The sequence below is a fragment of the Pseudomonas sp. NBRC 111140 genome, from assembly GCF_001320885.1.
Classification (GTDB): domain Bacteria; phylum Pseudomonadota; class Gammaproteobacteria; order Pseudomonadales; family Pseudomonadaceae; genus Aquipseudomonas; species Aquipseudomonas putida_P.
In genome coordinates this window covers 12,802-25,711 of sequence record NZ_BCBQ01000056.1, presented here as the reverse complement: position 1 = coordinate 25,711, position 12,910 = coordinate 12,802, and the positions used below count along the sequence as shown (strand labels likewise).

Annotated in this window: 13 protein-coding genes; 9 read left to right on the top strand and 4 right to left on the bottom strand. The window is 60.6% G+C overall.

The genetic code is table 11. From position 1 onward, the window contains the following. Window positions 1–105: 105 nt before the first annotated feature. Window positions 106–936 carry a hypothetical protein gene (locus APH42_RS17980; RefSeq protein ID WP_060493917.1) on the bottom strand — a complete coding sequence of 277 codons (831 nt, stop codon included), beginning with the start codon at window positions 934–936 and terminating at the stop codon, window positions 106–108. Window positions 937–1,416: 480 nt separating this feature from the next. Between APH42_RS17980 and APH42_RS17975 the strand changes: the two genes are divergently transcribed. Both APH42_RS17975 and APH42_RS29290 read left to right on the top strand, forming a co-directional pair. Continuing rightward, the gene (locus APH42_RS17975; RefSeq protein ID WP_041166743.1) at window positions 1,417–1,821 is read left to right on the top strand and encodes a DUF3224 domain-containing protein; all 405 of its coding nucleotides are present in this window, start codon (window positions 1,417–1,419) and stop codon (window positions 1,819–1,821) included. A 138-nt stretch (window positions 1,822–1,959) separates the two neighbouring features. Then, window positions 1,960–2,418 carry a GNAT family N-acetyltransferase gene (locus APH42_RS29290; protein ID WP_082421421.1) on the top strand — a complete coding sequence of 153 codons (459 nt, stop codon included), beginning with the start codon at window positions 1,960–1,962 and terminating at the stop codon, window positions 2,416–2,418. Window positions 2,419–2,443: 25 nt separating this feature from the next. Here the strand turns inward: APH42_RS29290 and APH42_RS17970 are convergent, their stop codons facing one another. Continuing rightward, the gene (locus APH42_RS17970; protein WP_060493916.1) at window positions 2,444–3,370 is read right to left on the bottom strand and encodes a LysR family transcriptional regulator; all 927 of its coding nucleotides are present in this window, start codon (window positions 3,368–3,370) and stop codon (window positions 2,444–2,446) included. A gap of 135 nt (window positions 3,371–3,505) precedes the next feature. On the opposite strand from APH42_RS17970, the gene APH42_RS17965 reads away from it, so the two are divergent. The 3 genes from APH42_RS17965 (at window position 3,506) to tam (ending at window position 6,715) form a co-directional block, all read left to right on the top strand. Continuing rightward, window positions 3,506–4,330, top strand: a complete 825-nt coding sequence (locus APH42_RS17965) for a phytanoyl-CoA dioxygenase family protein (RefSeq protein WP_012272994.1) — start codon at window positions 3,506–3,508, stop codon at window positions 4,328–4,330. Between the two features lie 80 nt (window positions 4,331–4,410). Then, window positions 4,411–5,802, top strand: a complete 1,392-nt coding sequence (locus APH42_RS17960; RefSeq protein WP_012272993.1) for an amino acid permease — start codon at window positions 4,411–4,413, stop codon at window positions 5,800–5,802. A gap of 136 nt (window positions 5,803–5,938) precedes the next feature. After that, window positions 5,939–6,715: a trans-aconitate 2-methyltransferase gene (tam, locus tag APH42_RS17955; protein WP_012272992.1), complete on the top strand. Its 777-nt coding sequence runs from the start codon at window positions 5,939–5,941 to the stop codon at window positions 6,713–6,715. On the opposite strand, the gene APH42_RS17950 is transcribed toward tam, so the two are convergent. Together APH42_RS17950 and APH42_RS17945 are read right to left on the bottom strand one after the other, a co-directional pair. Continuing rightward, the gene (locus tag APH42_RS17950; protein WP_060493915.1) at window positions 6,705–7,076 is read right to left on the bottom strand and encodes a DUF2784 domain-containing protein; all 372 of its coding nucleotides are present in this window, start codon (window positions 7,074–7,076) and stop codon (window positions 6,705–6,707) included. The two genes, tam and APH42_RS17950, sit on opposite strands and share 11 nt — an antisense overlap. 23 nt (window positions 7,077–7,099) lie before the next feature. Then, window positions 7,100–7,996: a LysR substrate-binding domain-containing protein gene (locus tag APH42_RS17945; protein ID WP_012272990.1), complete on the bottom strand. Its 897-nt coding sequence runs from the start codon at window positions 7,994–7,996 to the stop codon at window positions 7,100–7,102. Window positions 7,997–8,239: 243 nt separating this feature from the next. Here APH42_RS17945 and APH42_RS17940 point away from each other — a divergent pair, with 243 nt between their 5' ends. The 4 genes from APH42_RS17940 (at window position 8,240) to APH42_RS17925 (ending at window position 12,856) form a co-directional block, all read left to right on the top strand. Then, window positions 8,240–9,556 carry an MFS transporter gene (locus APH42_RS17940; protein ID WP_060493914.1) on the top strand — a complete coding sequence of 439 codons (1,317 nt, stop codon included), beginning with the start codon at window positions 8,240–8,242 and terminating at the stop codon, window positions 9,554–9,556. Between the two features lie 14 nt (window positions 9,557–9,570). After that, window positions 9,571–10,962 carry an FAD-dependent oxidoreductase gene (locus tag APH42_RS17935; RefSeq protein ID WP_012272988.1) on the top strand — a complete coding sequence of 464 codons (1,392 nt, stop codon included), beginning with the start codon at window positions 9,571–9,573 and terminating at the stop codon, window positions 10,960–10,962. A gap of 97 nt (window positions 10,963–11,059) precedes the next feature. Further along, complete coding sequence (locus APH42_RS17930) at window positions 11,060–11,773, top strand: YebC/PmpR family DNA-binding transcriptional regulator (protein WP_012272987.1); 714 nt, start codon at window positions 11,060–11,062, stop codon at window positions 11,771–11,773. Between the two features lie 138 nt (window positions 11,774–11,911). After that, window positions 11,912–12,856 (top strand): LysR family transcriptional regulator, encoded by a 945-nt coding sequence (locus APH42_RS17925; RefSeq protein WP_060493913.1) that lies wholly within the window; start codon window positions 11,912–11,914, stop codon window positions 12,854–12,856. Window positions 12,857–12,910 lie beyond the last annotated feature (54 nt).

The following is a 12,910-nucleotide window of genomic DNA, read 5'->3' as shown; positions in this document are numbered from 1 at the left end:
CCACGCCTGCCCATCAGATGCCCAGGCAAAAAGAACTGCCACCGGCCTGGTTGGCCGAACTCGCGATTACTGCGCACCGACGCGGTGACTATTTTCATGTCGTGATCATTGTTGCTTGTTTGCGTTTGGATCGAAGTTGAATATCGTGCGCACAGCGACGTTATACATGCGCTCCATTTGGCGCTGGTTTTCCTCTGGATCACTCTCCGTGAACGGGTTGTTCTCATAGAACTTGAGAAACTCTGCGTACAACCGCAAGGCAGCTTTGGCATTGGCCCGATACGCAGGGGAATTATAAGCGGGCTTTTGTGTTGGCTTGAGCATCTCTTCTGGTATCACAGGTCGATTCAGATCGACGAACAAGCGTTTGATAGGGTCTGTTCCCTTCTTTTCCGCCACCTTGACCTCTGGCTCAGCTGCTTGTACGGGAGCGACTCGCACGGCAGCGCAGGTTTCCGGGTGATGATTTGAAACCATCCGGTAGGTCTGGGCCTTCAGCGCTACCTTGTACTTTGCACGACACCCGACACAGGTGCGCTCAAAAACAATATTGGAAAAATACTCCGCAGCCACTCGGGCAAACCTCTGGTCTGACACCCCCTCCCCGTAAGGCACCGGGTACCTGAGCACAGAATCCAGGAAAGATACGTCGCCCTGCACGCAAGCATCCGCCACCCGATTACCCAGTTCTTCGGCCAATTCTGCGTACAACGCCACACGATAGGCCTCGACCGAGGCCTTGCTTGTGGGGTTGTAGTCGTTATGAGGGCCTTCATCAAGAGAAAGTCGGTCGAAAAATGCCCGGCACTCCAACACCGAGGCATAGGCTGCATCGTAGTACCGCCCGCGCCGCCTTTGAGTACCAGGTACGAGCTCGCGGGTGCGAATCGCCACAATTCGGTCTGCGAGGTAACTGGTGAATTCGTTGTAGTTCATAGCACATCCTTGAGAGTGAGCTCAGGTTGACAAGAGCCTGATGCAGCGCCGCAAATTGGTTTATAACACTTTTGCCGTTTCAGCTTTGGGCTTCAGCGTTTTGTTCAGGGGCGAATTCATCTAACCCCGCCGCCACCCCGAAATGCCAATCAAATGTTTCCGTAGCACCTGCGCAATAGGGTGGATTTGCCTTGCTGCGCCTTCCCACTCGAAATACTACTTTAGGGATAGGCTCCGATTACACACAGAAATCCGAATACCCCAATTTGGAATGCCTCGAGAACTTCACCGAGCAGCGCATCCCGCTCGCCCAGCTGGGCGAGTGTCGTTTCGGCCACGCATCGTTGGACCTGTCCACGGTAATTGATGGTTGCTTGGATAATGAGATCCAGCCGTACACAGGGCTGAATGATGGCAATTGGAGCTTGGATGGAGTATTACAAGGCACCGGCACGGAGCCGGGTCAAAAAGGAATTTGCAATGCAACAGACCGCCGTAGGGCCATTCGACATCACGCTGAATCCGCAACCCTTGAGCCGTGCTACTGAGAAATCTGGCCTCGGTCGATTGTCTTTGGACAAGCAGTTCAAGGGTGACCTGGACGCCACCAGTCAAGGTGAGATGTTGTCCTTTCGCAGCAGCGTTCCAGGTTCTGCAGGTTACGTTGCCATGGAAACTGTGCAGGGAACCTTGCACGGTCGCAGCGGTAGTTTCGTACTTCAACACAGTTCGACCATGAGCCGTGGGGCGCCCGTTCAGTCCATCACCGTCGTACCTGACTCAGGCACTGACGCGCTTTCTGGGCTAACAGGTAGCATGGTGATCACGATCACCGACGGGCATCACTCATACAAGTTTGAGTACATGCTACCCGATCAAAGCTGATTTGCATTTGCAGTCGTTCTGCGATGAAGCAGTTTTGGCTTCACGGCTTGCCGTGACCGGTAAAGGAGCAGAGACGTGGGAATTAGCAATGTGTTCGTTCGCCCTATAGCTGCACGTGATTGGCCGTTATATCGGGATATGCGCTTGAGGGCTCTGCAAGACTCACCCGCTGCCTTCGCAAGTACCTACGCTTCTGAAGTGACCAGAAGTGATGACGATTGGGCGGCCCGTATCTCGGCTGTCGCAGCTTCGAAATACGCACAGGCGTTTTTGGCTTTTCAGCACGCAGAGCCTTGTGGTTTGGTGTGGTGTAAATCTTCAGAAGCGGCGTCAGGAGTCGTCGAGATTTTCCAGATGTGGGTGGAACCTGCCGTGCGAGGGGTCGGAGTCGGCCGGTCTCTGCTAGCAGAAGCTATTGCTTGGGCTGAAAGTCGCGGGGCGCAAACTGTCAGGTTAGGTGTGACGATCGCAGACTCCCCGGCGATGAGCTTGTACAGAAAAAGCGGATTTTGTGACAGCGGCTTACCAGAGCCTTTGCGAGAAGGTTCTATGTTGATGTCCCAGGCGATGGACCTGAATCTAGGATCACGTATTTAAGTCGGCCCCAATAGCTTAACTAACTTTAGGGTGAGCTCGGTCCCGCAGGGGCCCCGACTGCTATTTCCCGAGCGACCCAACTTTTGAACGCCTCCGCTACCGGCGAGGGGTGCATCATGCCTGATTGAGCCAGCACCACTTTTTGCGGTGATACGGCTTCCAGCAATGGCCGGCACAACAGCGGTGTGCCGTCATAACAGTGATCCCCAGCAGGCCGGGTGCATGAAAGCGCAACCCCATAGCCATGGGCGACCAGGCCACGTTGCATCTCGAAGGTCTGGGTATATTGCTGTGTACGCGGTTGCAGGTTATGCGCCCAAAACAGTGAAAGGAAATACTCGCGGGTTTGCGCGATATCCTCAAGAATCAAACACTCTTGCGCCAGTTCATGCAGCGGTATCGCGGCCAGGTGGGCGAGCCGATGGTCAGTGGCGATGAGCGCGTAGGGTTTCAATTCGGCCAACACCTGACGCGGCAGCGAGGGATCGAGGCCTATGTCATAGGTAAGCGCAAGCTCGGCTTTACCGGCGCTCAGATGGCGGTGCACGCCTGCCAGGTCGGTCTCGAACAGTGTTACCTCGACTTCGGGATACTGCTTGCGAAAGCTCGACAGCAGCCTGGGCGCGTAATAAGGGCCCAAGTCTTGAAAGCAGATAAGCGACAAGTTGCCGCGAAGTGAGCCTTGCACCGTATCCGCTTTTTGATTCATGGCGATGGCCATGCCAATGATATCGCGTGCCTGGGCGAGCAAGCGCGTGCCCGCTGAGGTCAGCTCCAGCCCACGGCTGACCTGGCGCCGGAACAGCCGCTCATTCAGCGCCTCTTCAAGCTGAGCAATGGCAACCGACACCGAGGGCTGTGAAACGTGCCGGGCTCTCGCTGCAGCGCTGATGCTGCCATGTTCGGCCACGGCCACGAAGTACTCGAGCTGCCTTAAAGAGAACCCTATCATTTTTTCCTATACTCAAAATTAGGAAATATATTCTTTTCCTATTGGTGCCAAAAAGCAATACTCGCTGTGCACCTTGCTTATTTCTCTTGAAAACTTGCGTGCGCCTGCCCCAATAAAAAGACTAAAGGGTGCTTTATGAATCAATACGCAGAATTCCAACTGAGCGATGAAACCATCGAGGCTTTTCAGCGTGACGGTGCTGTTTGCGTGCGTAACTTGTTTACGCCGGAAGAAGTTGCACTGCTCGAATCCGGCATTGAACAGAACTTGAAAACCCCAAGCGAGCGCGCCAAGGTGGCGAGTCGTCCTGATGACCCCGGTTGGTTCTTTGAAGACTTCTGTAATTGGGGCGATATCACTGCCTATCGTCAGTTCATCTTCGAGAGCCGGGTAGGGGGTGTTGCAGCTCAACTCATGAACAGCGAGACAGCCCGGCTTTATCACGATCACCTGCTGGTCAAGGAGCCTAATACGCGCCAGCGGACGCCCTGGCATCAGGACCAGCCCTATTACAACATCGATGGGCGCCAGAACTGCAGCATGTGGATGCCAATCGACCCTGTTGCGAGGGAGTCCACCCTCGAATTCGTGGGGGGCTCGCACCTGGGGCCGTGGCTGATGCCGCGCAGCTTTCTCGACAGCCAGGCGCAATGGTTCCCGGAAGGCAGCCTGGCTGACTTGCCGGACATCGAGGCCGATCGCAGTGCCTGGAACATTCTCGGCTGGGAACTCTCCCCAGGCGATGCCGTGTTCTTCCACATGCTGACCTTGCATGCCTCTGGAGGTGTCGGGGGCAATCGTCGGCGTCGTGCCTTCTCGGTGCGTTTCCTGGGTGACGACATTACTCATGCACCGCGCCAGTGGAAAACGTCGCCACAGTTTCCCGGGCTGGAAACGCAACTGGCCAGCGGCGCCAAGATGAACCATGAACTGTTCCCGGTGCTGTGGCCACGGGCTTGATGATTGAAATACTGCGTGCCTGATAAAACCGCGCAACCTGTGCGTTGTGCGGACCTGATAATAAAATCAAGAAGGTATCTATGAACGCTCAATCTTCACACCAGCTGAAGCGGGGTCTGTCTACCCGACATATTCGTTTCATGGCGTTAGGCTCCGCTATTGGCACCGGGCTGTTCTACGGTTCGGCATCGGCAATAAAACTGGCAGGCCCTTCTGTTTTACTTGCCTACCTCATAGGCGGTGCAGCCATTTACATGATGATGCGCGCCCTCGGCGAAATGGCGGTTCATAACCCGGTATCTGGCTCGTTCGGACACTATGCCAGCCAGTATCTAGGTCGTTACTTTGGTTTTCTGACGGGTTGGAGCTACGCGTTCTCGATGTTGGTGGTGTGCCTGGCGGATGTGACCGCGTTTGGTGTCTACATGGGGCTGTGGTTCCCTGAAACACCCGCCTGGATCTGGGTGCTCGGGATCGTCTTCTTTATCGGGGCGCTGAACCTGTGTAGCGTGAAAGTGTTCGGCGAAATGGAGTTTTGGCTGTCGTTGCTGAAGGTGACCGCTATCGTTGCCATGATTGTGGCAGGCGGGGCTGTACTGCTGCTGGGCATCCAGTTGAATGACGATGCGGGCACGGTTGCCGGTATCTCGAACCTGTGGAGCCACGGCGGGTTCTTCCCCAATGGCATCGGTGGGATGATTGCTTCCTTCACTGTCGTCATGTTCGCCTTTGGCGGGGTCGAAATGATCGGCATCACGGCAGGCGAAGCAAGGGACCCAAAGCGCGTGCTGCCAAAGGCGATCAATTCAGTGCCGTTGCGCATCCTCTTGTTCTATATCCTCACCCTGTTGGTACTTATGTCCATTTACCCTTGGACCGGTATTGGCAGCCACGGCAGCCCGTTCGTACAGATCTTCAGTGGCCTGGGCATCAGTTCCGCGGCCACCGTGTTGAACATCGTGGTCATTTCCGCTGCTGTTTCAGCGATCAATAGCGACATTTTCAGTGCCGGGCGCATGATGTACGGCATGGCGCAAAACGGCCAGGCGCCTGCCGGCTTCGCCTCACTGTCGCGTTTCGGCGTGCCGTGGATGACGGTTGCTGTCATGGGTGTCGCACTGCTACTGGGCGTGGTATTGAACTACTTGGTGCCAGAAGGCTTGTTCCTGGTGCTTGCCGCAGTCGTCACCTTCTCCATTGTCTGGGTCTGGTTGATGATTCTGCTGTCGCAAGTGGCCATGCGGCGTGGCATGAGCAAGGAGGAGGTTGCTGCACTGGATTATCGAGTGCCACTGTGGCCAGTAGGGCCCGCTTGCGCGATTGCTTTCATGGTCTTCATTTTTGGCGTTCTTGGTTGGTTCCCAGCCAGCCGCACGGCCATGTACGTCGGGGTAGGCTGGTTGATCCTGCTATCCCTGGGCTATTGGCTTTGGGGCGTGCGTACACCACGCCCGGTGTCTGCCAGCGCTTAGGTGTTGAACCGCTTGCGTCCCGGCAATGGAATGCCGAGATGCCGCGAGCGATGGTGCAGTGTGTGGACCGTTAGAGGGTGGCCACAGGCGACAGATGGCATATGCTGAACACATTGTCCGCCCCAAGGAGCTTCACATGGCCTGGTCCGCCACCCAGTATTCCCTGTTCGAAGACGAACGCACCCGCGCCGTACGCGACCTGCTTGCCGCCATCCCGTCACGCCCGGTGCGCCACGCCACCGACCTGGGCTGCGGCCCTGGCAACTCCACCGAAGTGCTGCTGCAGCGTTACCCCGACGCTCAGGTGACAGCGCTGGACAGCGACCCAGACATGATCGACAAGGCTCGCGAGCGCAAGCGGCTGTGCATCCCGCGGGTACGCACGGTCATCGCCGACATTGCCGGCTGGACGGCCCCCGAGCCGCAGGACCTGATCCTGGCCAATGCCTCGCTGCAATGGCTGCCCGACCACGCCTCGCTGTATCCGCACCTGGTGCGCCAGTTGAGCGAAGGCGCCAGCCTGGCCGTGCAGACGCCAGATAATCTCGACGAACCGGCCCACCGGCAGTTGCGCGAAATCGCCAGCCAAGGCCCCTGGGCGGCCAAGTTCGCTGACTTCCAACTGCCGCCACGGCACAGCGCGGCGTTCTACTACGACCTGCTGAGCCCGCTGTGCGCGCGGGTGGACGTGTGGCGTACCACCTATCACCATCCGTTGGCCGGCGGCGCCGAGGCGGTGGTGGAATGGTTCAAGGGATCGGCATTGCGGCCTTACCTGGCCAGGCTTGATGAGCAGGAGCAGGTCGACTTCCTGCAGATGTACCTGCAGGCCCTGCAGCGCGACTACCCGCCGGCCACCGATGGCAAGGTGCTGTTGCCGTTCCCGCGGTTGTTCGTGATCGCTACCCGCTAGGGTGGCGCCAGCGCCAGGCCACGTAGCTGTAGATGCACAGGTTGAGCAGCAGCACGATGCTGCCCAACAGCAGTTGCACGTGCGGGGTCAGCCCGGTGGGGTAGATCAGCGGCCAGATGTAGTGCTCGACGAAACCGCCTTGGTAGCCTGCGTCACCGGCGGCACTGCGCATGCGGTTTTCCCAGCCGGTGAGCGGGCAGCCCAGGTGCAGGCATTCCACCGCCAGGCCCCAGGCCAGGGCCGGCAGGTGGATGAGCAGGGCAGGGCGCCACCTGAGCACCAGCAAACCGCCGAACAGCACCAGCAGGATGAAGACCAGGTGTAGCAGCACCAGGGTGTCGGCGGCCAGGCGGTAGAGCATGGGCGTGGGTTTGTGGGCTGAGGTTATCCCAGCATAGTCGGGTTGCCTGCACTGGCCTCTTCTTCAACCATCTGCAAGAAGGTCGCCACCACGCGTCGTGTGCGCTGCTCGCTCAAGCACACCAACGTCTCGGTCAAATGCCGCTGACAATCCACAATCGGCAACGCACACACTCGCGCATCAGCGCCAAATTCCGCCGCCGACACCACCCCCACGCCAATCCCCACCACCACCGCCTCACGCGCCGCTTCCCGGCCCTCCACCTGGATCGCCGGACGAATCCGCAGCCCCGCCCGTTGCATCTCTTCCTCCAGTGTCTGGCGCGTCACTGAACCAGGCTCACGCAGCACAAGTGGCATGTCATCGAGGTCAGCCAGGCTGATCGACCCACGGCTGGCCCATGGGTGGTTGTGCGAAACAAACGCCACCATCGGGTCGCGGCGCAGCGGTAGGCAATGCAGGCGCTCATCGTCGACATCCCGGCCCAGCAAGGCCAGGTCGGCCTGGTAGCTGAACAACCGGGCCAGCGATTCGTCAGTATTGCCGGTCTCGATTTTCACCTGAATACCTGGGTAACGCTGGCAGAACCGGGCGATCTGCGGCAGCACGTGCACCGGCGCATCCACCGCCAGCACCAGGCTGCCGGTGTGCAGCGCGCGCGAGTCCTGCAGCAGGTCATGGGCTTCGGCCTCGCAGGCGAACAGGCGCTGGCTGATGCCCAGCAGGCGCTCGCCCAGGTCGGTGAGCTGTACCGAGCGCTTGTTGCGGTGGAACAGCAAAACGCCGAAGCGCTCCTCCAGTTTGCGCACCTGGTCCGATACCGCAGGCTGGGTAAGAAACAGCTTTTCCGCTGCACGGGTAAAGCTGCCGTGTACGGCCACCGCGTGGAAAGCCTTGAGTTGTGCGTGGGAAACCGACATGACGACCTCAGTAACAAGCTGGGCTTATGTGTGTAATACGATAAATCGATTTTATTTATCTTAGCGCAACTGTTTCCATGCATGTCAGCCCGACGCTGGCACCACGAATGCCGCCAGGGCCATGGTGCCCACACGGTGCCATCTGACCCGATGACAGCTTTGTCATCGCTGTGCGTAACACAAGAACAAGACAGGCGTTTCTTCACATTCTGCCGGCACACTTGAGCAAGAGGTCAGACTCACATGAATCAATCCCTAGCCGCGTTCAAACGCTGGCGCATCCAGATTTTCGCTATCACCTGGCTGGCCTACGCCGCCTTCTACTTCACCCGCAAAGCCTTCTCGGTGGCCAAGCTGGGCATCGCCGAAGACCCAAGCTTCATGCTCGACAAGGCCGCCATGGCCAACCTCGACGCCATCTACCTGGCCGCCTATGCCGTAGGCCAGTTCACCTGGGGCATGCTTGCCGACCGCTTCGGCCCACGCGTGGTGGTACTCGGTGGGTTGCTGATTTCTGCGGCGGCGGCGGTGGTGATGGGCAGTTACGCCACCTTCCCGATCTTCGCCACCTGCATGCTGGTGCAGGGCCTGGCGCAGTCCACCGGTTGGGCAGGGTTATGCAAGAACATCGGCAGCTTCTTCCCGGCCTCGCAGCGCGGGCGGGTGCTGGGGCTGTGGAGTTCCTGCTATGCCTTCGGCGGCCTGGTGGCCTCGCCATTCGCCGGCTGGTGGGCCTATACCCTGGTCGGCACCTGGCATGCGGCGTTCTTCTCCAGCGCAGCCGTGGTGGCGCTGGTGGCGGTGCTGTTCTTCTTCTTGCAGCGCAACAAACCTGAAGACGTCGGCCTGCCGGCGGTGGAGCCCGAGCCGCAGAGCATGGCCCCCGCCGACAACCTGTGCAGTGTGTGGGCGCCACTGAGGGAGATCATGCGCAACCGCACGGTGTTGACCCTGGGCCTGGCGTACTTCCTGCTCAAGCCTGCGCGCTACGCCATCCTGCTGTGGGGCCCGGTGATCGTCTTCGAGCAGATGCCCTCGGTGGGCAAGGTGGGCGCGGCAATCATCCCGACCGCCTTCGAGCTGGCCGGGCTGCTTGGCCCGATCATGATCGGCCTGGCCTCCGACAAACTGTTCGGCGCCCGGCGCATGCCGGCCTGCGTGATCAGCCTGGTGCTGCTGACCGTGACCCTGGCGGCGTTCATGGCGGCCATGCACACCGGCAGTGTGATCCTGGTGGTGGCTTTGCTGTTTGTCATGGGCCTGACCCTGTACGGGCCGGACTCGATGATCAGCGGCGCGGCGGCCATCGACTTCGGCACCGCCAAGGCCGGCGCCACCGCGGCCGGCTTCGTCAATGGCTGCGGTTCGGTGGGGGCGGTGTTGGGCGGGCTGCTGCCGGGTTACTTCGACGGCGTCACGGTGTTCATCGTGTTCGCCGGCTGTGCACTGTTCTCCGCGCTGGTGTTGCTGCCGCATTGGAACAGCCGCCCAGCCACCAGCGCGCAAAGCAATGACGTGGCACCGAACACCAGCATGGCAATCAAGCCACTGCGTACCTAAAGGAAAGCGAGCGAATGAGACCCTTCTGGCTGCAACAGGCCCTGGAATCGACGCAGGAGGCGGTGTGCCCGCCACTGCAAGGCGATGCCCGTTGCGATGTGTGCATCGTGGGCGGCGGCTACACCGGCCTATGGACGGCACTGATGCTCAAGGAGGCGGTGCCGGCCCTGGATATCGTGTTGATCGAGGCCGACATCTGCGGCGCCGGTGCCAGTGGCCGCAATGGTGGTTGCGCCTTGTCCTGGTCGGCCAAGTACTTCACCCTCGAACGCTTGTTCGGGGTGGCCGAGGCGGTACGCCTGGTGCGTGAGTCGGAGCGCAGCATCGGCGACATTGGCGCGTTCTGCGCAGCCAATGGCATCGACTGCGACTACCGCCTGGACGGCACGCTGTACACGGCCACCAATGCAGCCCAGGTGGGTGCCACCGATGCCGTCATCGCCGCGCTGGAACAAAAGGGTATCAACTCGTTCCGCCGCCTGCCGCTGGAGCAGGTGCAGCGCCTGGCAGGTTCTGCGCGGCATCTGGAAGGCTGGTTCTCGCCGGCCGCCGCCACCGTGCAGCCGGGCAAGCTGGTGCGTGGCTTGCGCCGGGTGGCCTTGCAGCGTGGCGTGCGTATCTTTGAGGGTACCGCCATGACTGGCCTGGAGCATGGCGCCCCGGTGCAGGTGCGCACGGCCCATGGCACGCTGCGCGCCGACCGCGTGGTGTTGGGCCTCAATGCCTGGATGGCGCGGGCCTTCCCGCAGTTCGAGCGCAGCGTGGCGATTGTCTCCAGCGACATGGTGATTACCGAACCGTGCCCCGAGCTGTTGAGCCAGATCGGCCTGGACAGCGGTATCAGCGTGCTCGACTCGCGTATTTTCGTGCACTACTACCACAACACCGCCGATGGCCGGCTGATGCTCGGCAAGGGCGGCAACACGTTCGCCTACGGCGGGCGCATGTTGCCGGTGTTCGACCAGCCGTCGCCGTACCGCCCCTTGCTGCGCGAAAGCCTTGGCGGGTTTTTCCCGGCCTTGGCCGAGGTGCCACTGGCGGCCAGCTGGAACGGGCCGTCGGACCGCTCGGTGACCGGTTTGCCGTTCTTTGGTCGCTTGGACGGGCAGGGCAACGTGTTCTACGGCTTTGGTTACTCCGGCAGCGGCGTTGGCCCGTGCCATATGGGCGGGCAGATTCTTTCGTCGCTGGCGCTGGGGCTGGACAACCCGTGGACCCGCTCGCCACTGGTCAAAGGGCCGCTGGGCCTGTTCCCGCCCGAGCCGATCCGCTACCTGGGCTCACTGCTGGTGCGCAATGCCATTCGCCGCAAGGAGCACGCCGAAGATCGCGGTTTGCGCCCGCGCCGGTTGGATGTGCGGTTGGCGCGGTTTGCGGCGGCGGCGGGCAAGGCCGATAAAGGCTGATGAGATTTCTTGTCGATCCCATGCCTGAGGGCGTATAAAATGCACCCACTTTTGGCCGGTCGCTTCCTGAACCGGTCGCTGAAACAAGAGAGTCGACATGGGCGCACAGTGGAAAGCCAAACATAGAGAAACAGCAGCCAATGCCAAAGGCAAGATCATGGGCAAGCTGTCCAAGGAAATCCAGATCGCTGCCAAGTCGGGTGCCGATCCCGACATGAACCCGCGCCTGCGCCTGGCCATCGTGCAAGCCAAGAAGGCTTCGATGACCCGCGAGACCCTGGACCGGGCAATTCGCAAGGGTGCTGGCCTGGACGGCGATGCCGTGCAGTACCATGCGGTGAGCTATGAAGGCTTCGCACCGCATCAGGTACCGCTGATCGTCGAGTGCCTGACCGACAACATCAACCGTACCGTCGCGCAAATCCGTGTGCTGTTCCGCAAGGGCCAACTGGGCGCCAGCGGTTCGGTAGCGTGGGACTTCAACCATGTAGGCCTGATCGAAGCCACCCCTGCAAGCGCTGACGCTGATCCGGAAATGGCCGCCATCGAAGCCGGTGCCCAGGACTTCGAGGAAGGTGAAGAAGAGGGCTCGACCCTGTTCATCACCGACACCACCGACCTGGACGCAGTGCAGAAGGCGCTGCCGGAACAGGGCTTCACCGTCACCTCGGCAAAAATCGGCTACACCCCGAAAAACCCGGTAAGCGCAGCCAGCCTGAGTGCTGAAGCACTGGCTGAGGTTGAAGCGTTCCTCGAGGCGATCGACGAGAACGATGACGTGCAGAACGTGTACGTTGGTCTGACTGACTGATCTGCGTAACGGGGCCGCTTTACGGCCCATCGCGACACAAGGCCGCTCCCACACAGGTTATGCATTCCCCTGTGGGGGCGGCCTTGTGTCGCGAAACGAGGGCAAAGCCCTCGCCTGCGGTCTGGAGCCGAACCCTCGATGAACCCCACCTTCGCCTCCCTAAGCCTCGCCCACCTGCGTACCCTCGACCACCTGCTGCAGCTGAAAAACCTCAGCCACGCTGCCGAGCGCCTGGGTGTCAGCCAGTCGGCCCTGAGCCGGCAGCTAGCCCACCTGCGCGAAGCCTTCGACGACCCGTTACTGGTGCGCCAAGGCCGCGGCTACGTACTCAGCGAACACGCCGAAGCGCTGGTTGAACCGCTGCGCCAGGTCCTCGAAGAACTTCACGCTCTGCGCCAGCCCGCAGTGTTCGACCCGGCACGCTGCGAGCGGCGCTTCTGCCTGGCGGCCTCTGACTATGTAGCCGAACACATGCTGCCGTTGCTGGTGGCGGCGCTGGAGCGTGAAGCACCAGGCGTATCGCTGGAGTACCGCACTTGGCAGGCTGGCCAGTATGCCTTGCTGGCCAGTGGCGAAATCGACCTGGCTACCACCTTGTTCGACGAGTCGCCACCCAACCTGCATGGGCGCTTGCTGGGTGAAGACCGCGCCGTGTGCCTGATGCGCCACGACCACCCGCTGGCAGCGCATGCTGCACTCAGCCAGGCCGACTACCTGGCGCACAAGCATGTGCGCATTTCCGGCGGTGGCGACAAGGACAGCTTCATCGACCGCCACCTGCGTGCACAGGGGGTGCAGCGACGGGTCAGCCTGGAAGTGCCGTTCTTTTCCGCCACCGTTAAAGTCATTGCCAACAGCCAGGCCGTGGCCACGGTTCCCGAGCACATCGCCCGGCAGTTATGCCGTTTGCATGACCTGGCCTGGCGGCCGCTTGGCTTCATCGACCACAGCCAGCGCTACTGGGTGGTGTGGCACCAAAGGCTGCAGGCTTCGGCCGAGCACCGCTGGTTCCGCAACCGCGTGTTCGAGCTGTGGCGCCAGTCGCAGTTCGGCGTGCAAGGCGGGCATGCGGGTTCGCCATAGCAGGTATGCACAACGTGGGGTTATTCGGTTGGGCACGGGTGCCTAGACTGGGTG

Bases quoted from the DNA above. Each gene is read 5' to 3' on its own strand.
- APH42_RS17975 (WP_041166743.1), top strand. From the start codon at position 1,417: ATGCAACAGACCGCCGTAGGGCCATTCGACATCACGCTGAATCCGCAA.
- APH42_RS17925 (WP_060493913.1), top strand. From the start codon at position 11,912: ATGAACCCCACCTTCGCCTCCCTAAGCCTCGCCCACCTGCGTACCCTC.
- APH42_RS17965 (WP_012272994.1), top strand. From the start codon at position 3,506: ATGAATCAATACGCAGAATTCCAACTGAGCGATGAAACCATCGAGGCT.
- APH42_RS17935 (WP_012272988.1), top strand. From the start codon at position 9,571: ATGAGACCCTTCTGGCTGCAACAGGCCCTGGAATCGACGCAGGAGGCG.
- tam (WP_012272992.1), top strand. From the start codon at position 5,939: ATGGCCTGGTCCGCCACCCAGTATTCCCTGTTCGAAGACGAACGCACC.
- APH42_RS17960 (WP_012272993.1), top strand. From the start codon at position 4,411: ATGAACGCTCAATCTTCACACCAGCTGAAGCGGGGTCTGTCTACCCGA.
- APH42_RS17945 (WP_012272990.1), bottom strand. From the start codon at position 7,996: ATGTCGGTTTCCCACGCACAACTCAAGGCTTTCCACGCGGTGGCCGTA.
- APH42_RS17950 (WP_060493915.1), bottom strand. From the start codon at position 7,076: ATGCTCTACCGCCTGGCCGCCGACACCCTGGTGCTGCTACACCTGGTC.
- APH42_RS29290 (WP_082421421.1), top strand. From the start codon at position 1,960: ATGCGCTTGAGGGCTCTGCAAGACTCACCCGCTGCCTTCGCAAGTACC.
- APH42_RS17930 (WP_012272987.1), top strand. From the start codon at position 11,060: ATGGGCGCACAGTGGAAAGCCAAACATAGAGAAACAGCAGCCAATGCC.
- APH42_RS17980 (WP_060493917.1), bottom strand. From the start codon at position 936: ATGAACTACAACGAATTCACCAGTTACCTCGCAGACCGAATTGTGGCG.
- APH42_RS17940 (WP_060493914.1), top strand. From the start codon at position 8,240: ATGAATCAATCCCTAGCCGCGTTCAAACGCTGGCGCATCCAGATTTTC.
- APH42_RS17970 (WP_060493916.1), bottom strand. From the start codon at position 3,370: ATGATAGGGTTCTCTTTAAGGCAGCTCGAGTACTTCGTGGCCGTGGCC.